This is a genomic window from Halomonas sp. AOP7-B1-5, from assembly GCF_052353045.1.
Lineage (GTDB): Bacteria > Pseudomonadota > Gammaproteobacteria > Pseudomonadales > Halomonadaceae > Vreelandella > Vreelandella colorata.
In genome coordinates, this window is record NZ_JBQTDC010000055.1 from 1 (window position 1) to 17593 (window position 17593).

Sequence of the window (17593 nt, forward strand, 5' to 3'; positions counted from 1 at the left end):
CTACGACGAGGAGCTGGTCGAGACTGAGTTTGATCTTTTCGCTGAGATGGGGATGTATGACGAAATCAAAGAACGGTATGGTCTCGATCAGGGAGCTGCTCGTCGTAATGCCGATGCGGTAATTGATTTGCTGCGGACCAGGCTAACGTTTAGTAAGTTTCAACATAGCCATGTGGAAGAGCAAGCTTATTCTCATCTGACATTCTTCAAGAATGATCAGAAAGTGGAAGCTGTTGACAATAACATTGATGGACATCTCTCGGGTGTTGCTTGTGCTGGGCTGTTATCAGGTGAGTCTTCGAGGAGTGAGGGCGACCGATACTTCACAGCATTTGGCTTGAAAGATGTTGATTACAGCTCTTTACCTCACCTGAAGCTGGCCAAGTTAATAGGAGCACTTTGGCGTCCCTCCCAGTCGAAGAATGATGTCTATCATGATCATTCGGCTACGAGCCTAGCAGTGAGTCAGGAATTTATGTCTTTACTGGAGCGCTCTTACGATAGTTCGGTATGGACGACCATCATAGATCCAAAGGTTACGCTGAAGTTCTTTGAAGCCACCGAAGGCGTGATTCTGATTCACTACTCCGATCAATACACAAGCTCGTCGGGCTATGACGCGATCACCGTTACCAAGCAAGTTGATCTTTATAAAAACGTCCTGGGCAATGCTGGCAATGCATTAATTCGAGAGTTTAATGCGTTCAATGGTGAATGGTTGCTCAGACTGATTACCGATCACGCTAAAGAAAAGATTGCTAAAGAAGGTATTATCGGTGCCTATAAAATCGTTAGTACCCTTTTGGCCAAGTCAGATATCACTTGGGTTCCTATCTCTGTCGCCGAAATGATAAGAGTGGCTGGCAATATCGGCCTTGCGATGACTGATAGTGATTTTTCGCGCCACAATCGCAAGATTAAGAAAGGGGCAATTTCTGACGACATCTTGTTTGCAGGTTTTAAGGAAGGTCAGCTCTACCTTTTACCTGTGGAGGTGAAAGCTGGGGGCCGCCCTGATTTCTCCAAGGCGAGAGAGCAGGCGCTGGAGTTGAAGCGATACATGGAAGAAGACCTCCTGGGGCCGGACACGCTTGCGTCTCGGCTCTATCGCGGACTATTCATTCGCCAGGTGCTTCTGCAAATCGAGAAGTATCAGTTGTATCAAGTGTTCGAGGATAGCCATTTTGCGGACTTCCTCAACCATCGAGAAGAGTGGCTAGAAGGGCAATATGGAATCGGTCAGCTCCCGGATTATCCTAGTGCCATGGTCGTGGCCCATATCAATAATGAATCCTGTTTTGAAGAGAAGTACGAGCTCACAGAAGGTGTTCTACAGGCTGAAATACCGATGGGGCTTCTCGATGAGCTGGTAAGAACCCCTTACCAAGAACTCAAAGGGAAAATCGACAATTCCTCACTGCTTCATGTGCCCAAGGAATATTTTCTGCAGCCTTTCAATGAACAAGAGCTTGCAGACGTGAAAGAAGATACAGCGAAGGAGTCTGATTCTAATCAGTCGGAAACGGTTATGTGTCCGTTTTCAAAGCATGGTAGTGGTGTCTTCCTTGCTGCGGCTGATGATCCTTCCGAAGAGAAGGTAAACAATTCCGTACCTGTGACACCCGCCGAGCCACTCAAGGTTGAGTTTGGCAAGGATGTTCAAAGCGGTGAGGTAATCTATTGGGAGCCTACGAATACCGAAAAGCTCTTCAATACGAATACCGGAATTATTGGCACGATGGGTACAGGGAAGACGCAATTCACTAAGTCGATGATTACCCAGCTGGTGCGGAATCAACATAACAATGTAGGTGGTACTGACATTGGCATCCTAATCTTCGACTACAAGGCTGACTACGTTAAGGATGAGTTTGTAGAGGCGAGCAATGCCAAGGTATACGACCTGTTCCATCTACCATTTAACCCGTTCGCAGTATTTGGTAACCGGCCGATGCAGCCGATGCATACGGCCAACCTATTTCGCACCACAGTAGCCAAAGCGTTTGGGCTTGGCCCAAAGCAACAGAACAAAGTGCGCACCCTTGTGATGGATGCGTATGAAGCAGCCGGAATATATCCGGAAGATCCTTCTACGTGGAGCAAATCAGCTCCAACGCTTGCAGATGTTTGGGCAGAATTTCAGGCGCAGGAGAAGGTTGAGCAGGATTCTCTATACGCTGCACTAGACGACCTGATTGGCTTTAAAATCTTTGAGCCGGATACCAATAAAACGCAGTCGCTCTACGATTTAGTAGATGGCGTAACGGTTATTAACCTATCGGGTTATGATCCCAGTATTCAGAATTTGGTTGTTGCTCTGACTTTGGATTTGTTTTACACCCAAATGCATCAGCAGGGTAGTTCAAGGCTGGATGGTAACTTTCGCCAGATATCTAAGATGATTCTAGTCGACGAAGCCGACAATTTTATGTCACAGGATTTCGATAGCCTGAAGAAAATCCTGAAAGAAGGTCGTGAGTTTGGCGTAGGGACCATTCTTTCTACACAGGAATTGACGCATTTCAAAACCGGCGACAACGATTATTCAACTCTGATTTTATCCTGGGTGATTCACCAGGTTGCCAATATAAAATCGCAAGAGATAAAGGCCATCTTCAATACTCCAAGCAAGCAAAGCGAGGAGTTTTATATGAGTGAGATCCGCAAGCTTGAAAAGCACTATAGCTTGTATGTAGATGGTAAAAAGAAAGTAGCCAAGATGAAAGATCTGGCTTTTTGGGAGCTTGGCCGCAGAAACTGAGTGCAACACCAGAGCTTTCCGCTAAGGTGTTTCCGTATGTCATACATCGAACTCAGCATTGAAGAGCGTGCCAGTATCCAGGTTGGCCAAGCCCAGGGGATGAGCTTACGATACATCGCTAGACTCCTGGGACGAGCCCCCTCAACGATTTCTCGTGAAATACGCCGCAACCAGAGGGATCAGAATAGCTACTGTGCCCGGCATGCCCAACAGCAACGAGAGCGGCGGCGAGCACCCTGTCGCCCGAAACATAAGCTGCTGCCAGGCACCGAGCGTTTTGACCTCATCGTTCATATCTACCCAAACCGCCTTGATTTGATCGCCGCCACCTATTGCTAGGGTGGCGGCATTTTTTGGCTGATTATTGTTTATATTCCAAAATGAGCTATATTTATAACCATTGTTGTTTTTAAGCTGTATACAACGCTAGCTATTAAAAAACTTTTTTTAGGAGCTTACGCATGAAGACCTTTGCCCTGTCCCGCAGTACTGGAAAAGGCACACCCGACGTAGCCGGTTTTTTTGATTCACGTACGTTTAGCGTGCAGTACATCGTCAGTGACCCCGCTACTAAGCGGTGTGCGATTATCGACCCGGTACTGGATTTCGATGAGAAATCCGGCGCGACGGCAACGTTTAATGCTGACACCTTGTTGGAATACGTCGCAAAGGAGGGGCTAATAGTTGAGTGGATTCTGGACACTCACCCTCATGCTGATCACTTCTCCGCCGCGCAGTATCTAAAAGAGCAAACCGGTGCGCCGACGGCGATTGGCCAATACGTCACTCAAGTGCAGGCGCTTTGGCAAGAGATTTATCACTGGCCAGACATGCCCACCGACGGCCGTCAATGGGACACGCTGTTTACAGAAGGCGATACCTTTCATATTGGTGAGCTAAGTGCTCGCGTGCTGCATTCACCCGGCCATACGCTGGCCTCAATCACCTATGTGATCGGCGATACGGCGTTTGTTAACGATACCCTGTTCCAGCCGGATTTCGGCACCGCGCGGGCGGATTTCCCAGGCGGCAGTGCCAAAGCACTGTGGGACTCTATCCAGCAAATTCTCGCTCTACCCGATGATACACGACTGTTCACCGGCCACGACTATATGCCGAATGGCCGCGAGCCAAACTGGCAAAGTAGCGTTGCCGAACAACGCGCCAACAACCCTCACCTGGCAGGCAAAAACGAGGAGAGCTACATCGAGCTGCGCCAACAGCGAGATAGCGAATTGCCCATGCCCAAGTTGATTTTGCATGCGCTGCAAGTCAACACGTGCGGTGGCTGTCTGCCAGAGCCCGAAGCCAATGGTAAGCGCTATTTGAAAATTCCTCTGGATGCCCTGGAAGGCGCTGCCTGGGACTGAGTCCAGTGACTCCAGACGATATGAGGTGTGACCTTGCAAACCAAGCTTTTAGAACAAGGCGTTGAGATAACCTCAGCGCTAACGATTGATGAATTGGACGAAGTAAAAGCTCTCGGTTTTAACGCGGTGATATGTAACCGCGTGCCGGGAGAGAGTGATGACTTCCCCGAGGAGGCGAGCTACCGCCATAAGGCTAATCAGCTTGGCCTTGCCTGGGTACATATCCCTGTCAAGCCTGGCGAATACAGCCAGGAAGATATTCAGGCGTTCGCCGACTCCTTGGCGCATCTTCCACGCCCTATTCTGGCTTTCTGCCGCACAGGTAAGCGGGCGACTCACTTGTGGGCCTATGCCCGACGACTATCGGATCAGTGTGAGTTGACAACACTATTTGCCGCCGCAAAAGAGGCTGGCGTTGATCTTGAAGAGCATCGGCAAGCCCTGGAGAGCCAGAGCGCATAAACGGCTGCTAAACAGGACTGAAGGAAAGGATTAGCAGCGTGGATGATTTGCGCAAAAAGCCAATGGATAACAATAAACAACATATGCTGGAGCCCTTATGAATTCTCAACACACGGCAACCTACGATGTGGTCATTATTGGCGGCGGTGCAGGCGGTATTTCGGTTGCTGCTAGTTTACTCAATCGACAGTCAGACTTAACCATCGCCATTATTGAGCCCGCAGAAGATCATTTTTATCAGCCAGGCTGGACCATGGTGGGTGGCGGTATTTTTACTCAGGAATCTACTCGTAAGCCTATGGCAGACGTGGTGCCTAAAAAAGCCACTTGGCATCAAACTACTGCCAAAAGCATTAACCCTGATACCGAGAGTGTCGTGCTCACAAGCGGCCAGACGCTGGGCTATCGACGCCTGATCGTCGCACCAGGGCTTGTGGTTGATTGGAGTGCTATCAGCGGGCTTGAAGAGACGCTTGGTCACAACGGTGTAACCTCGAACTACCGCTATGATCTTGCACCTTATACATGGTCACTGGTGAAGTCGCTGACCCAGGGCAAAGCGCTGTTCACTCAACCACCGATGCCTATCAAGTGTGCCGGTGCTCCTCAAAAGGCCATGTACTTGGCCTGCGACCACTGGCGAAAACAAGGCAACCTTGGGCAGATTGAAACTACATTTTGCAACGCCGGTGAGGTGCTGTTCGGCGTAAAGGATTACGTGCCTGCACTACAAAAGTATATCGAGCATTACGGCATTGAAACTGCTTATAAAAATCGCTTAACTGCGGTAGACGGTGCTGCAAAAGTAGCGCAATTTGAAGTCGCAGGCGAAAACGGTTCGCAAACAGTTGAGCGACCGTTCGATATGCTCCACGTAGTACCTCCTCAAAAAGCCCCGGTTTTAATTGCTGAGTCGGGCCTCGCTAATTCAGGCGGATGGCTCGATTTAAATGCCAGTACGCTGCAGCACGAACGTTATCCCAATATCTTTGGGCTGGGCGATGCTAGTGGTACTACCAATGCCAAAACGGCAGCGGCGGTGCGCAAACAGGCCCCAGTCGTCGCTCAAAATGTCCTAGCCTCGCTCCACGAGCAACCGCTTAGCGCGGCTTATTACGGCTATGGTTCATGCCCACTCACCGTTGAGAGAGGCAAAATTGTGCTGGCGGAGTTTGGCTATAACGGTCAATTACAGCCAACGTTTCCTAAATGGGTCAACGACGGCACCCACCCCACCCGCGCTGCCTGGCTGCTAAAAGCCAAAGCGCTGCCCTGGATTTATTGGCGGTTAATGTTACGGGGCAAAGAGTGGCTTAGTTAATTATGATGCTGGAACGTTGGATCCCGCTCATTGGCTGGCTGAAATCCTACAACCGCACATTTCTCTCACAGGATGCACTGGCGTCAGTGATCGTAACGCTGATGCTGGTACCCCAGGCGTTAGCGTATGCGTTATTAGCGGGGTTGCCGCCAGAAATGGGGCTGTATGCCAGCATGTTGCCGCTAGTGCTGTACGCCATTTTTGGTACCAGCGCGACGTTAGCGGTCGGGCCAGTGGCCGTTGCGGCACTGATGACGGCCTCAGCATTAAGTAGTTTTGCGACTCAAGGGAGTCCGGAGTACGTGGGGGCTGCGTTAGTGTTAGCAGCGCTTTCAGGGCTTATTCTTATCGCCATGGGCGTTTTACGGCTGGGTTTTTTGGCTAACTTTCTAAGCCATCCGGTGATCTCGGGGTTTGTAACGGCCTCGGGTATTTTAATTGCTGTAAGTCAGCTAAAGCATATTGTGGGCGTTGAGGCGTCAGGTCATAACGTCATTGAGGTGTTGGGCGCACTGTTTAACCAGTGGCAGCAGGTAAATGCCATTACGTTGCTTATTGGCTTGGGCGTGTGGGGGTATTTGTGGGTGTGCCGCAAGTGGCTAAAACAGTGGCTAGGAATGGCCGGTGTTTCCGCTGGTGTGGCGGCGCTACTGGTCAAGGCAGCGCCAATTTCAGCGGTCATTGTTACGACATTATTGGCTTGGCTGTTGAACCTGGAGCAGTGCGGTGTGAATTTGGTCGGCTTTGTGCCCAGCGGCATGCCCACGATTGCGCTCCCTGACTTTGATCAATCACTGTGGTTGGGGTTACTCCCCGCCGCGCTGCTGATCAGCCTGGTAGGGTTTGTTGAGTCGATTTCCGTGGCTCAAACGCTTGCCGCCAAGCGTCGCCAGCGTATTGATCCCAATCAAGAGCTAATTGCCTTGGGGATGGCCAACTTGGGCGCAGGCGTAAGCGGTGGCTCGCCGGTCTCCGGTGGGTTTTCTCGGTCGGTGGTTAATTTTGAAGCAGGCGCGGCGACACCGCTAGCAGGCGCCTTCACCGCACTGGGAATCGTGCTCTCAACACTGTTACTGACGGACCTGCTGGCTTTTTTGCCTACGGCGACCCTGGCTGCCACTATTATAGTGGCGGTCGGCACATTAATTGATCTCCCTGCAGTAAAACGTACCTGGCTGTATTCCCGCAGCGATGGTATTGCGATGGTGGTCACGCTTTTGCTTACCCTGATGCACAGCATCGAAATCGGCATTATAAGCGGCGTGTTGCTGTCATTAGGGCTGCACCTTTATCGCACCAGTCAGCCCCACAGCGCGGTAGTCGGTCGAGTGCCTGGCACCGAGCACTTTCGCAACGTAAAGCGCCATACGGTTGAAATCGACGAGCGGCTCGCCATTCTGCGAATAGACGAAAGCCTCTATTTCGCCAATGCGCGTTACCTGGAAGATACGGTCATGGAATTGGCGGCACGTTCATTGTCGCTGCACCATATTGTTCTGACTTGCCAGGCAGTGAACGTGATTGATGCTTCAGCGCTGGAAAGCCTGGAGGCGATCAACGGGCGTTTAAAAGACGCGGGCGCGACACTCCATTTGGCCGAAGTAAAGGGGCCGGTAATGGATCACCTAAAACACACGTTGTTTTATCATGAGTTGACCGGGCAGGTATTTTTTACCACCTATGAGGCCTGGCGCGCTTTGCACCACCAAGGCGACACTCTCTCGTCACCGGCCTTGGCCTCTAACGAGGCTAGGCAAGTCGCCAATAGCAATCAGCCCACGGCTGTTGTTGACGACAGTGTCGACAACAACAGGGGCGAATAATCCGGCGGTATGCATCATCACTTAACACGAGAGGAATATATCGTGGATTTTACAGCAAGCTTTCAGGGACTGATCGGCGGTGTTCTTATCGGTCTCTCAGCAACTTGGCTGATGGCTACTCTGGGCCGTATCGCTGGTATCAGCGGCATTATCGGTACACTCATCACTAGCCGACCGAAGGGGAATAGCGCTTGGCGCTTGGCCTTCGTTATAGGGCTGGTGAGCGGCCCCGTACTAGCACTTTTCATTGGCGGGCTCGGCAATGTAGCCGGTGCGCCAAACGAGGTGATCGGTCAGCCGAGTGGGGGTATGCCGCTAATGTTGGTCGCTGGCTTGCTAGTGGGCTTGGGAACAGGCCTAGGAAGCGGCTGCACTAGCGGGCACGGTGTTTGCGGTCTCGCTCGGCTATCAATGCGTTCCCTCGTCGCCACCGTTACCTTTCTCATCGCTGCGATTATTACCGTCTTCGTGGTTCGACATGTCATGGGAGGCAACGTATGAAAACGTTGATGGGATACATCGCGGGCCTGATCTTTGGCCTTGGACTGACCATCTCCGGCATGACGGATCCGGCACGGGTGCTCGGCTTCCTGGATATCGCCGGTGCCTGGGATCCGACCCTGATGTTCGTGCTCGGTGGCGCTGTGGTCACGAATTTTATTGGTTATAGGTTGGTGCTGCGTCGCCCGCACCCCTTCTTTGGTGAGCGTTTTCAGCTGCCCACTCGACAAGACCTGGATATTCGCTTAATCAGCGGAGCCTCACTGTTTGGCATCGGGTGGGGGCTTTCTGGCTATTGCCCCGGCCCAGCCTTCGCCTCCATCAGTGGGCTTTCTGCACCGCTATTCGCCATGCTTGTAACCATGGTAATGGGTTGGTTCTTGGCTCTCGCGATCACCCCTAAAACTGCATAACGTTTGGAATATCGTCACCCAATAAGCTACCCAGCAGGAAAACCTCATTTTCAGTTAATCTCCATACGCCACTCTGTCCAGCATTAAATCAGGAGTGCTGGAAATGCGAGCGATGAACAGGCCGATACACGAGGTCGTGTGCTTTAAGCTAGTGCAATGGGTGTTATTAGTGGGGTTGCTGAGCGTTACCACAGTTGCCACCGCACAATCTTTTTTTGGCCAGCAAGAGAGCGTTCTTCCTCCAGAGCAAGTCTTCAAGCCAACACTTGGTCATGATGGCGAATCGCTGAAGATCGATTGGCAAATCGAACCCGACTACTACCTTTACCGCCATGCTTTTTCCGCCGAAGCCGAAGGACGTGAGCTATCGCTGAATATGCCTGACGGAGAAGTAATTGAGGATGAATATTTTGGCCGCTCTGAGATTTACCGTCACTCATTGAGTATGACCACTCAGCCTGGTAACGCCGACACAATCACCCTTCGTTGGCAGGGCTGCGCCGATGCGGGCCTGTGCTATCCACCTCAAGAAAAGACCTTTGATTTAGCACCTGCTGGCCAGGACATATCTGAAACGCACGAGCCCTCCATTGCCACGCATGCCCCCGGATCTGAAGAAAGCTCCACTTCCGACCTAAAAAATACGATGGCAGAAGACCAGCAGCTGGCAGCGCAACTGGAGGGAGGTAACGGGCTCTGGACGCTGGCGGCGTTTTTCGGCATGGGGCTGTTACTGACATTCACGCCCTGTGTATTGCCGATGATACCGATTCTGTCCAGCCTGATCGTGGGAGGACGAAAGGTAGGCGAGAACCACCGGACGGCAGGTTTCGTGATGTCTACTGCCTTTATCCTGCCCATGGCGGCCACCTATGCGCTACTCGGCGTGGCCGCTGCCATGGCAGGTGCCAATCTACAGATGCTGTTTCAGAGCACCTGGTTTATCGGCCTGTTCTCACTACTGTTTGTCGTTCTCGCCCTGTCCATGTTCGGCTTGTTTGAATTAGAGCTACCGAGCGCGCTTCGCCAGCGCCTTGATGCCGGCATGTCGCGTCAACGCGGCGGGCGCTTGAAAGGGGTTGCCATCATGGGGGTGCTCTCTGCACTGCTGGTAGGGCCCTGCATGACCGCACCGCTAGCGGGAGCGCTATTGTTCATTGCTGATAGTGGTAACCCCTGGCTGGGCGGTGCAGCCCTGTTATCGCTTGGCCTAGGAATGGGCCTACCACTGATCCTGATCGGCACGGTGGGTAGCCAGTTGCTGCCTAAGCCCGGTGCTTGGATGGTTCGCATCAGAGCGATTTTCGGCTTTGTATTATTGGGGATGGCGATCTGGTTTGTGGATCGCGTAGCACCTGATGCCATTATCCTCGCGCTATGGGGCGCACTGGGGCTGGGTTTTGCCGTTTCGTTAAAGGCCATGGCACTGGGAGGCAATGCCTCAACGGTGGCCTCTCAAACAGCAACAGCAAGCGCAGTCATCATCGGATTATGGAGTGCACTAGTGTTAATCGGCGCTGCCGGTGGCGCTTCTGACCCCTGGCGCCCGCTAGCGGTCTATACATCCACCAACGATGGCTTAACCACTGAAGCATCGTCATCAAACGCCGAACAACCGCTTACCTTCGATGAGGTCGACGATTTGGCCACGCTTAACGCCCGTGTTGCCCAGACCGAGGTTAGCGGCCAGATGACACTCATCGAATTTACGGCCGACTGGTGCATCTCCTGTGAAGTAATCGAACAGGAAGTTTTTACCGACCCCACCGTTCAATCTGAGCTACAGGATGTACAGCGGTTAAGTATCGATGTGACCGACTACGATACCTCTGACAAGGAGATCATGGAGCACTTCGGCATCGTTGGGCCGCCGACGCTGATGTGGTTCGGCCCCGACGGGCAGGAGCGACGCAGCGCGCGTATTATCGGCGAGCTGGACGCTGACGTATTTCTGGAGCGCTTTGCTCAAGCCAAACAAACCGGCAGTAATGCCACCGGGGGTGGTTCATGAGCCCCCTGGATCGCAGCCTCGCTATCGGCCCGCTAGGTCTGAGCGTGGGACAACTTTTGCTGATGCTGTCTATCGTTGTCGCGCTGATCGTCGGAAGCTGGCTAGGCCGCCGTCGAAAGGTCTACGTTGGCGATAGCGTCTTCAATGCTGCGCTCTTGGGAGTCATCGGGGCACGACTCTTTTTCATCGCTCAATATGGGGGGAGCTACGACACGTTCTGGTCTTGGCTCGACATACGCGATCGCGGCTTCGAGCCGCTAGCTGGAGTTGTCGTCGCTTTGGTGTATCTGATTTGGCGGTTATGGCGCCAACCTCGCGAGCGCGGTCCTCTCGGGACAGCCGTAATATCAGGGGTTCTGACCTGGTCACTGACGGCGGGCGCATTAGTACTCATGGCGCCTCAAGGCGCGAGCATTCCTTCAACGCCGTTAACCACACTTCAGCATGATGAGGTGACGCTTCCCGCTGTACTAAGCGAAGCCGGTCGCCCCATGGTGGTTAATCTTTGGGCCAGCTGGTGCCCGCCGTGTCGACGCGAAATGCCTGTATTTGAGCAGGCACAACAAGAGCGCGACGACGTGACGTTTGTATTCGTCAATCAGGGCGAGGACCTCAGCACCGTTAATGCCTTTTTACAGCAAGAGTCACTCACGCTCGATAATGTTTATCTCGACCAGAACAATGCGCTCGGCCATGACGTAGGTGCCATGGCCATGCCCACCACGCTTTATTACAACGCCGATGGCACGCTTGTTGACACCCACTTTGGTGAGCTCTCTCGCGCCACGCTTGATCGCAGCCTTGAGCGTTTCAACCTCTAACTAACTCACTACGGAAATAACGCATATGTCCGCTTTCTATACCTGTATGACGCTACGACGCCTCACACTAACTCTTGGGGCTGGCATCGCGCTGGCGACAAGCCTGCATGCGACTGCCGATGAGTGGCCTGACCCTATTCAACAGCTCCAACAGCAAGGTCTCACGATTCATGGTGAATTCGATGCGCCCGATGGACTTACGGGGTATGCCGGCAGTGCTCGTGGTCAGACTTTCGCGGCATACCTCACCTCAGGAGGCGAGCATGCGGTGCTAGGTACACTGATCAATGCCGAGGGCCAAGATGTTTCAGCTGAGCGGCTAGAGCAGCTCGTCAACGGCTCAAGAAATGCCGAGTTATGGCAAGAAATGGCTGATCAACACTGGGTGCGCGATGGTGATAAAGAGGCACCTCGCATCATATATACCTTTAGTGACCCCAATTGTCCTTACTGCCGCCAACTGTGGGAAGATGCCCAACCCTGGGTTGAAAGTGGTGACGTTCAGATTCGTCATTTGATGGTAGGTATTCTCAAGGCAGACAGCCCAGCAAAGGCAGCCGCGATACTCAATGCGGATAATCCTGGCGAAGCGCTGGCTGAGCATTACCGCAACGATGCCATGCCTGAAAATCAAGGAAATGACCAAAGCGAGCAGTGGGTTAGTGAAAACACTCAGCTAATGCGCGATGGCCAACTCTTTGCAACGCCTGCGACCTTTTACCAGGATGATAATGGCAACGTGCACAGTGTGATGGGGGCCCCCTCGCCAGATAAGCTTCGATCCATTATGGGGAGCGATACACCTTGACCTAAGTGGGTTCAACCCGAAGGTAATTGAAGCGTTACCCTTAGCCCAACACCATTGCCAGACGCGAACGTCACTCTGCCTTCAGCCCGGGTGACAATCGCCTCGACGATCGAAAGACCCAAGCCACTACCTTGAGGATGATCTCCTCGATGAAAGCGCTCCGTTAGGCGGGAGAGGTATTCGGTAGCAATCGTTTTACCTTGGCTGGTGATATCGATGAAGGCCATTCCTTCTGATTCCTGTACGGCAATCTCTATCGGCGCGCCGGGCGCTCCGTGACGCATCGCATTTTCGAGCAAGTTGCGTAGAACCGTCACCAAAAGCGCCTCCGGTAGAGCAACACGTACCAAGTACACGTTTTTGTCATACTGGCAATGGTCATGGCTACCGGTTTCTGCTATCGCTGTCGCCAGCGCTTCTCCAACAGAAGTCAGATCGAAATGACTGCCCCGTATGATTTCTTCGCTTTCCATTCGCGCCAACAACAATAACTGACCTAGCGTTTTGGTTAGCCGATCTACCCCCGCCTCCGCCTGCTGCATCGCTTCATACTGCCGATGACCATCAACACGTCGAGCAATCTGTAGATGTGTGCGAATAGCGGTCAGTGGTGTTCGCAGCTCATGGGCGGCATCGTCGGTAAAGCGTTGCTCCAACTCAAGCATACGTCGCGTTCGTGACAGCAACGTATTGAAGCTATGGATCAGTGGGCGAATTTCACTAGGCAATCCGTGGACAGGCAATGCCGAAAGATCGTCGTGACTGCGTGACATGAGCCGCCGTTGTAACCTGGAAAGAGGAGCAAGCCCGCGTGTCACTCCCCACCATAGCGCAATCAGGCTGCCCACCAGCGCTAATAGAAACGGGTAAAACGCGGCTTGACGAACTTTCAGCAGCAGTGCTTCTCTCTCTTTCAAACGATCTGCCACCGTAATACGCTTGTCGTTATCAACTAACGTGTAAACTCTCCAACGCTGCCCGTTGTGCTCGCGATAACGATATCCCTCAGCCTCGACGGCAAGCACATCGTTCATTTCCGGATGCGTACCCGCCACCACTTGACCACGAAGCGATGATACTCGACAAGCGATACCATCCAGCGAAGGAATCGTTGACATTTCATCTTCTGTACCGTTCCAAGCCGTTGCTGGCACGCGATCCAACAAACCAGACACCATTCGCGCCGATTGAGCCAGACGCTGGTCCAGAGACTCTTCCAACTGTGTCGACAGGTCGCGCATTGACCATATGGCCGTGATACTCCATAGCAGCACGAGTGTAATTCCAAGTGTGGCAACCAGGCGTAAGCGCAGATTCATGAGGTCGCATCACTGTTGTATTTGCCAAGTCGATAACCCACACCTCGCACGGTTTCGATCACGTTACGCCCCAGCTTGCGACGCAGTTGGTAGATGTGCACATTAAGCGCATTACTTTCGATCTCATCATCAATACCGTAAAGGCAATCCTTCAATTGATCGGCGCTCAGAATTCGCCCACGAGCGCGAATCAGCGCTTCCAGCAGCATCAACTCACGTCGCAACAAAGCGACTGGCTCACCCTCAAGCGTGACGCTACGTGTAACGGGGTCTAATGCCAGGCTACCGTGACGTATGGCGTGGTCCACTTGCCCTGCCGTCCGGCGCAAGAGCGACTGAAGTCTGGCGGTTAACTCGTCAAGATCAAACGGCTTGATCAAATAGTCGTCGGCGCCACTCTGAAGGCCCTCGACGCGGCTCGCCACGGCGTCTCGCGCCGTCAGCATCAGTACGGGTGTCGCAACACGAGCACGACGCCACTGCTGCAACAACGTTAACCCATCACCATCAGGCAAACGGCGATCGAGTATGACGGCATCGTAGTTAATGGTGGCTAGCGCGCCTTTCGCAGCATCCAGGGTAGTGACGTTATCAACCACAAAGCCGCTTAGCGCCAATCCTGCTTCGACGCCAGCCGCTACCGGAGCATCATCCTCGACCAGTAATACCCGCATACTTACTCCTCAATGGCATGGAAAGTGGTATCTATCAGCAGTATGCCAGTCAGGGATGAAGTTAAGATGAGGCAGCCTCCATTTTGCAGTCGACAGATCAAAACATGCCAAGAGCCACCATTATCCGCACTTCATTTACAGTTAATGTTCATCATGCCTAATGAGTTTTTCGTCGTATAGTGAGTAACGTTTCTTATGAGCTCTTGCTTTGTAAAATCTACATGCGGCGATTGTCTGCTTCGCTGCGTATTCATAGTGGCATTGTGGCTTGTTTCAGTTCCAGCTTTTGCCGAGCCATCACTGCCACTAGGACATTACCCGTTGCCTGAAACCGGCAACATCGTGGGCGAGACTTATACCGTCAGCGTAGAGGATGAAAAGGATACCCTGCTCGATATTGCTCACGCACACGGTGTCGGCTACGAGGAAATTCGACGAGCTAATCCTGACACCAGTCTTTGGGTTCCGGGGAAAGGAACGCAGGTTCAGATTCCAGCGCAGCACATACTGCCGGATGTCGAGCGTAAAGGAGTGGTGATCAATATTGCGGAGCTGCGGCTTTACTACTATCCCGAAGTGCAAAATGATGAAATGCCTCGCGTCGAGACCTATCCCATTGGTATTGGCCGCGATGGATTCGATACGCCATTGGGGATTACTAAAACCACCATGCGCCTTGAGGACCCTGCTTGGTATCCTCCTGAATCCGTTCGCCGGGAAGCGGCTGCACGCGGCGACCCACCGCCTAACGTCGTTCCGCCAGGCCCCGACAACCCCCTCGGTCAGCACGCCATCTTATTAGATATCCCTGGTTATTTAATCCACGGCACCAATCAACCAGATGGCATTGGTATGCGCGCCAGTCGAGGTTGCATCCGTATGCACCCTGACGATATTAAGGCCGTATTTGATCAAATACCCAACGGTACCCAAGTCAATATTATCGATGAACCGATCAAACTTGGCAGAGATGCCAACCACTTGCCGTACGTGCAGGCATTTACTTCGCTTAATGAACAAGAAACGAGCATAAGCGACTTGCTGAATATCGTTAACAATGTCGACGAATTGCCGGATACAAAGCGCTCGAACATTGACTATGAAGCGATGAAGAACGCGATTAGAAGGGGGAGTGGGCGTATAGAGCCACTAATTTAGCCCACTTTTTAGTAAAATTTAGCGGTTGTTATGGGTTCAAATGTGGCCAAGTGCTCGCCTTAATGTTTAGTATGCAACCAAGTCCCCGCGAGTAATACCGACCTTGCTAAAGGCATTCAGCACGGAAGCTTCTCCGGGAACGTTCTCATTTTTGGCTTTCGGGTGCTTGAACGTATCGGCGAATCCTGGGCAGTGACGAACGAGTTTTTGAACGACACCTTCAACGTGCCGCACGTTAGACAGCACTTGGCGCAACCAGTGTTCAAAGCTGCCTTGGTGATCCAGCGTAAATACTAAACCTTTGTAGGAAGGAGGTTTTGACCCTTTCTCTCTACCGCCATTTCTGGGTTTCGAAGGGCGTCGCTGGAGTTCCACGAGATAAAGCGCTTGATCTAACACATGCACCTTGATGACGAGTACCCCGCGAGGAACCTTGGTCTGAGTGTCCATATAGACCCAATTGGCCACGGACGTTTCTACATCATCGTCTATGCCGAAGGGTTCGAGGCTAATTAATCGAGGATCAGAGGAAGTGCTGAAGCCGTCTTCAAAGGTAAACCAGCTAACGCTATGAATCGCTGTAGGATAGGTTGATTTTAAATAGAGAAGCGCATTCCACATATCACGTAGAAAGCCCTGCGATTCCAGTGTAATGGGGGCGTGAATAGACGCTTGTCCCACTCCCTTCCCTGACCCATAGGGCTCTCCAGTGGAGAAAATTGTTTCGTCACCAGGAACGGGGACGCCTCGTGTATCGGGTACGTTTTTTCGGGTATATCGTTTATCCAAGACGGCGCGAGGCTTACCTAAAATAACGAATTCGTCCTCAGGAAGGTCTAGCCAAGAAGAGCCATGGTCGGGCTCTTCATCATCCGTCAGGTCAATGACATCGGGGATGTCTTGAAGCTGATGATAGGGAAATTGAGTGTGAGCATCATCGCCATCGGAGGCTGGTACTGTCGTTGATTTCTCTCTTTCGCGATGGATCGTGGCACCTTCAGGCTGTGTACAGCCTAATATCTGCAAGCCTAGAAATGTGTTGCCGTCATCAATCGGAACGCCAGAAACAGAGATCTCCCCGCTCCCCTGGAACCAAGGCGTGACCTCAAAAAGTATCCTATCTTCGGGGAAGCGGGCTTCAATCTGCGAATAAATCCTTCTGGCAGCCTGTTCAGCATAGGGATCGTACAGCATGTGCGCGAGCAAAATCGCATCGTGTTTATGAACGCGATGCGTAAATTTGACAGGCCACGTACCTGGGGATGCAGGCGCATTAAGCGGCCGATAAAGACGTTCTTTGACCTTCTCCCAAGGGTAAGTGGCGAGCACTCGCTTGATTTCAGAGGATCGGCCGTAAACGCGAGTAAAAAACTCTGTGCAAGGGATGAGCAAGTGTTTGCCATCTGGAAGGTCAAACTCGATCAGGTACGATCTTTGCTTTCTGTCCAGTGGTAAATAGTTTGCATCATGAAAGGAGGTATAGAGGCTGCGCCCCGCTTTGCGCAAGTCATCTAGAGAGACAATCCGCCAGCCGCCTGGAGAGAATGAAACAGAGAATGTTCTCTCATCAAACGCGATGCGAGAGTTGCTCACCCCCTTTTCCCAGACGGAACCAATCCTCAATAGCCCGACATGTGTTAAGACCGTCGGTCGATCAATCACATCCCCTAAATTGTCATTCTGATCAATAGGTCTGAAAAATACATAAATTTTAGGGACGCTTTCTGAGCGGGTATTTTTGGCGATAGGCCCATACCACCAAACGACCAAGCGCTCAGCTTCGTCTTTGAGAGTGCCATCTGAAAAGCTAAAGGTTCTGCATTGTTTGAGTGAAACCGTCACAAGGGCGCGCTCTATGTAAACTCAACATAGAGCTTGTCGCAGTAATTATTGTTTAGTCGCAACAATTGTTGAAAATGACAACCTGCGCAAGGAACTGATTCACTGCTTGCGACAAGGGAAAACCACCCGTAAACCTCGCCGTGGCCAAGTAGACCGTCGTGGTCAGATCCCTGACATGGTCAGTATTCATTTGCGTCCCCCCGAGGTTAGCAAGCGTGAAATGCCCGGGCACTGGGAAGGGGATCTGATCAAAGGCAAGAACAATGCGTCTGCAGTGGGCACCTTAGTAGAACTCAGCAGTGGCTATCT

The 17593-nt window shown here is 52.2% G+C and carries 14 protein-coding genes and 2 pseudogenes; 13 read left to right on the forward strand and 3 right to left on the reverse strand.

Annotated features, from left to right (window positions below; genetic code table 11):
- From dptH to dsbG, 11 genes and pseudogenes are all read left to right on the forward strand, one after another.
- Positions 1 to 2761: DNA phosphorothioation-dependent restriction protein DptH (gene dptH, locus ACT3XD_RS18000; protein WP_444280626.1), on the forward strand; the 2761-nt coding region annotated here is incomplete at its 5' end.
- Between the two features lie 36 nt (positions 2762 to 2797).
- Positions 2798 to 3073, forward strand: a pseudogene (locus ACT3XD_RS18005) (transposase); the annotation flags it as partial.
- A gap of 149 nt (positions 3074 to 3222) precedes the next feature.
- Positions 3223 to 4131: an MBL fold metallo-hydrolase gene (locus ACT3XD_RS18010; protein ID WP_192539394.1), complete on the forward strand. Its 909-nt coding sequence runs from the start codon at positions 3223 to 3225 to the stop codon at positions 4129 to 4131.
- A gap of 27 nt (positions 4132 to 4158) precedes the next feature.
- Entirely contained in the window at positions 4159 to 4593 is a 435-nt protein-coding gene (locus ACT3XD_RS18015; protein ID WP_318782780.1) for a TIGR01244 family sulfur transferase, read from the forward strand.
- A gap of 97 nt (positions 4594 to 4690) precedes the next feature.
- A complete protein-coding gene (locus tag ACT3XD_RS18020; protein ID WP_192539392.1) occupies positions 4691 to 5914 on the forward strand; it encodes an NAD(P)/FAD-dependent oxidoreductase in 1224 nt (407 codons plus the stop codon).
- A 2-nt stretch (positions 5915 to 5916) separates the two neighbouring features.
- A complete protein-coding gene (locus ACT3XD_RS18025) occupies positions 5917 to 7737 on the forward strand; it encodes a SulP family inorganic anion transporter (protein ID WP_192539391.1) in 1821 nt (606 codons plus the stop codon).
- A gap of 9 nt (positions 7738 to 7746) precedes the next feature.
- A complete protein-coding gene (locus ACT3XD_RS18030; RefSeq protein WP_328515359.1) occupies positions 7747 to 8238 on the forward strand; it encodes a YeeE/YedE family protein in 492 nt (163 codons plus the stop codon).
- Complete coding sequence (locus ACT3XD_RS18035; protein WP_192539389.1) at positions 8235 to 8651, forward strand: DUF6691 family protein; 417 nt, start codon at positions 8235 to 8237, stop codon at positions 8649 to 8651. The genes ACT3XD_RS18030 and ACT3XD_RS18035 overlap by 4 nt, the downstream gene beginning before the upstream one ends.
- A 103-nt stretch (positions 8652 to 8754) precedes the next feature.
- Positions 8755 to 10662, forward strand: coding sequence for a protein-disulfide reductase DsbD (gene dsbD, locus ACT3XD_RS18040; RefSeq protein WP_225736289.1), 1908 nt, complete (start codon positions 8755 to 8757; stop codon positions 10660 to 10662).
- Positions 10659 to 11483, forward strand: coding sequence for a TlpA disulfide reductase family protein (locus tag ACT3XD_RS18045; protein ID WP_192539388.1), 825 nt, complete (start codon positions 10659 to 10661; stop codon positions 11481 to 11483). Before dsbD ends, ACT3XD_RS18045 begins: the two co-directional genes overlap by 4 nt.
- 25 nt (positions 11484 to 11508) lie before the next feature.
- Positions 11509 to 12291, forward strand: a complete 783-nt coding sequence (gene dsbG, locus ACT3XD_RS18050; RefSeq protein WP_192539387.1) for a thiol:disulfide interchange protein DsbG — start codon at positions 11509 to 11511, stop codon at positions 12289 to 12291.
- Between the two features lie 11 nt (positions 12292 to 12302).
- Here the strand turns inward: dsbG and ACT3XD_RS18055 are convergent, their stop codons facing one another.
- Both ACT3XD_RS18055 and ACT3XD_RS18060 read right to left on the reverse strand, forming a co-directional pair.
- Positions 12303 to 13610 (reverse strand): ATP-binding protein, encoded by a 1308-nt coding sequence (locus ACT3XD_RS18055; RefSeq protein ID WP_192539386.1) that lies wholly within the window; start codon positions 13608 to 13610, stop codon positions 12303 to 12305.
- On the reverse strand, positions 13607 to 14284 hold the full coding sequence (locus tag ACT3XD_RS18060; protein WP_192539385.1) for a response regulator: 678 nt from the start codon (positions 14282 to 14284) through the stop codon (positions 13607 to 13609). Before ACT3XD_RS18060 ends, ACT3XD_RS18055 begins: the two co-directional genes overlap by 4 nt.
- 195 nt (positions 14285 to 14479) lie before the next feature.
- On the opposite strand from ACT3XD_RS18060, the gene ACT3XD_RS18065 reads away from it, so the two are divergent.
- The gene (locus ACT3XD_RS18065; protein WP_192539384.1) at positions 14480 to 15442 is read left to right on the forward strand and encodes a L,D-transpeptidase family protein; all 963 of its coding nucleotides are present in this window, start codon (positions 14480 to 14482) and stop codon (positions 15440 to 15442) included.
- Between the two features lie 66 nt (positions 15443 to 15508).
- Here ACT3XD_RS18065 and ACT3XD_RS18070 read toward each other — a convergent pair whose 3' ends face one another.
- Positions 15509 to 17284 carry a hypothetical protein gene (locus ACT3XD_RS18070; protein WP_192539383.1) on the reverse strand — a complete coding sequence of 592 codons (1776 nt, stop codon included), beginning with the start codon at positions 17282 to 17284 and terminating at the stop codon, positions 15509 to 15511.
- 82 nt (positions 17285 to 17366) lie between these two features.
- Between ACT3XD_RS18070 and ACT3XD_RS18075 the strand changes: the two are divergent.
- A pseudogene (locus ACT3XD_RS18075) lies at positions 17367 to 17593 on the forward strand (IS30 family transposase); the annotation flags it as partial.